This is a genomic window from Sphingobium sp. AS12, assembly GCF_019097845.1.
GTDB lineage: Bacteria > Pseudomonadota > Alphaproteobacteria > Sphingomonadales > Sphingomonadaceae > Sphingobium.
This window is the reverse complement of record NZ_JAHRGM010000075.1, coordinates 1-1908: the sequence shown is the minus strand read 5'-3', so window position 1 is coordinate 1908 and position 1908 is coordinate 1. Positions and strand designations below refer to the sequence as shown.

Below are 1908 nucleotides of genomic sequence, written 5' to 3'. Positions count from 1 at the left end.
GTCGTAATTGTCGCTCGACGGTTGCTCCTCGCAACAGCAAATGGTAGCCAGAATTCACCAACCGGCGCGGCCACCTATCGGCCATCAAAATTGACGCCGACCGGACACCGTAATCGTCGCGCTACATGCGGCCTCCTTGCGTTGTAAAAGTTCAGATAACGACCGATCGATATCCGGGCTTCGCGGACCGCGGCGTAGGCGCGGAGGTAAACCTCCTCATATTTCACCGAGGTACGCATCCGCTGAGCGGCGCCTTGCCGGTGGGATGATGGATCGGTCTTAAGGTCGCAGTTATTTGCGAACTTAGGAGCGGTGTTTGTGGGACGGATCACGATTTTCGGCGGGCCTGAACGCCGCCGTCGCTGGAGTACCGAGGAACAGCGGCGCATTCTGGAAGAGGCGTTTGCGCCGGGCGCGTGTGTCGCGCAGGTTGCTCGGCAGCACGACGTCTCCACGGCGTTGGTCTATACCTGGCGGCGCAAGCTGAGCGCGGCGCTTGTCGCGTCGCAGGAAGACCATGGCTTCATCGAAGCTGTGGTGCTGGAAGACAAGAGCTCCATGCCCACGCCCGGGCAGCCGGCTGTCACAGTCGAGCTTTCCCACGGCGCCCGGGTGAACATCTACAATTCGGCGTCGCCGACCATGGCAGCGGCTGTCATCAAGGCCTTGGCCCGATGATCCCGATCCCGAGCGGGGTGAGGGTGTGGCTTGCGCTGGGGCATACGGACATGCGGCGGGGAATGCGGTCGCTGGCCCTGCAGGTCCAGCAAACCCTGCACAAGGACGTTCATGCCGGCGATCTGTATATCTTCAGAGGGCGAAGCGGGTCGCTATGCAAGATCTTGTGGCATGACGACCTCGGGATGTCCTTATATGCAAAACGCTTGGAAAGAGGGCGTTTTGTCTGGCCATCAGCAAAGGATGGGACGATCGCGATCTCAGCTTCCGCGTACGCATCCGATAGCGGACGCAGTGGAGCGAGGGGCCAAGATGTGAGATTATCGGCAGCGCCGCGAGGAGCTGCCTATGGAAGAGCAGGATATCGATACCGACCGGATTGATGAGGCGGTCACCTTCCTCGCCGATGGCCGGATATGCCTCTCCAACAACGCCGCCGAGCGTGAGCTGCGCAGCGTGGCTCGGGGAAGAAAAGCATGGTTGTTCGTCGGCTCTGACCGTGGTGGCCAGCGCGCCGCGATGATGTTCAGCCTCTTGGGCACCGCGCGTCTCAACGACGTCGATCCGCTCGCCTGGTTCACCGACGTCCTCGCCAGGATCGCCGACATACCTCATGGGCACGTGGCCAAACAAACTTTCCGCGCTCAAGACGCTTCGCATACAGGCATAGCCCTGAGCCGTCCCAGACCAGGGCCTTCAGCCTGTCGCCCCTCTTCCCGCGGAACAGGAACACCGCCCCCGAGAAGGGATCGAGCTGAAGAATATTGCGCACCTGCGCTGACAGCCCGTCAAACCCCTTGCGCATGTCGCACGGTGGCAGGGACAGGTAGATCTTCGTCGAAGGCGGGAGCGCCAGGCTCAATGATCCAGCTCCCGTAGGACATCGAGCACCTGTTTCAGGGCAGCCCGATCAACCTCGTCATCAACCGACACCGTCAAGCCACACTGCCCTCGAACCTCGATCCGCCCAGCTTCTCGGGCTTTGGCCGACGGCGATGATGCTGCCAGTTCGACAGGTACGAAGCCTGCCATCGCTCCCCGGAGCAGTTGCTTGCGCCAGGTGTAGAGCTGACCCGTGCCTATCCCATGCCGCCGCGCTACGGCTGATGAGACCTGTGCGCGGGTGGTTATAGATCCTTGAAACACTTTGCCTTTATCGATTTTGGATTGCGATCGGGCTGCGTCGTCGCCGCTCTGATCAGAGTAGTGGGAGGTTTCACGCCCTGGCTG

5 protein-coding genes and 1 pseudogene are annotated in these 1908 nt (G+C 61.3%); 3 read left to right on the top strand and 3 right to left on the bottom strand.

Translation table 11 applies throughout. The features are described 5' to 3' along the window. Positions 1-74 precede the first annotated feature (74 nt). Positions 75-389 carry an integrase core domain-containing protein gene (locus tag KRZ98_RS24480; RefSeq protein ID WP_302849140.1) on the bottom strand — a complete coding sequence of 105 codons (315 nt, stop codon included), beginning with the start codon at positions 387-389 and terminating at the stop codon, positions 75-77. On the opposite strand from KRZ98_RS24480, the gene KRZ98_RS21205 reads away from it, so the two are divergent. From KRZ98_RS21205 to KRZ98_RS21195, 3 genes and pseudogenes are all read left to right on the top strand, one after another. Then, positions 319-678 carry a transposase gene (locus KRZ98_RS21205; protein ID WP_217675207.1) on the top strand — a complete coding sequence of 120 codons (360 nt, stop codon included), beginning with the start codon at positions 319-321 and terminating at the stop codon, positions 676-678. The two genes, KRZ98_RS24480 and KRZ98_RS21205, sit on opposite strands and share 71 nt — an antisense overlap. After that, the gene (gene tnpB / locus KRZ98_RS24695) at positions 675-1061 is read left to right on the top strand and encodes an IS66 family insertion sequence element accessory protein TnpB (protein WP_368389861.1); all 387 of its coding nucleotides are present in this window, start codon (positions 675-677) and stop codon (positions 1059-1061) included. The genes KRZ98_RS21205 and tnpB (KRZ98_RS24695) overlap by 4 nt, the downstream gene beginning before the upstream one ends. A 13-nt stretch (positions 1062-1074) precedes the next feature. Continuing rightward, positions 1075-1290 (top strand): annotated as a pseudogene (locus KRZ98_RS21195) (transposase); the annotation flags it as partial. On the opposite strand, the gene tnpB (KRZ98_RS24690) reads toward KRZ98_RS21195, so the two are convergent. Next, positions 1256-1483, bottom strand: a complete 228-nt coding sequence (gene tnpB, locus KRZ98_RS24690) for an IS66 family insertion sequence element accessory protein TnpB (protein ID WP_217675208.1) — start codon at positions 1481-1483, stop codon at positions 1256-1258. The pseudogene KRZ98_RS21195 and the gene tnpB (KRZ98_RS24690) sit on opposite strands and share 35 nt — an antisense overlap. A 53-nt stretch (positions 1484-1536) precedes the next feature. Further along, on the bottom strand, positions 1537-1908 hold a 372-nt coding region (locus KRZ98_RS21185; protein WP_217675205.1), incomplete at its 5' end, for a transposase.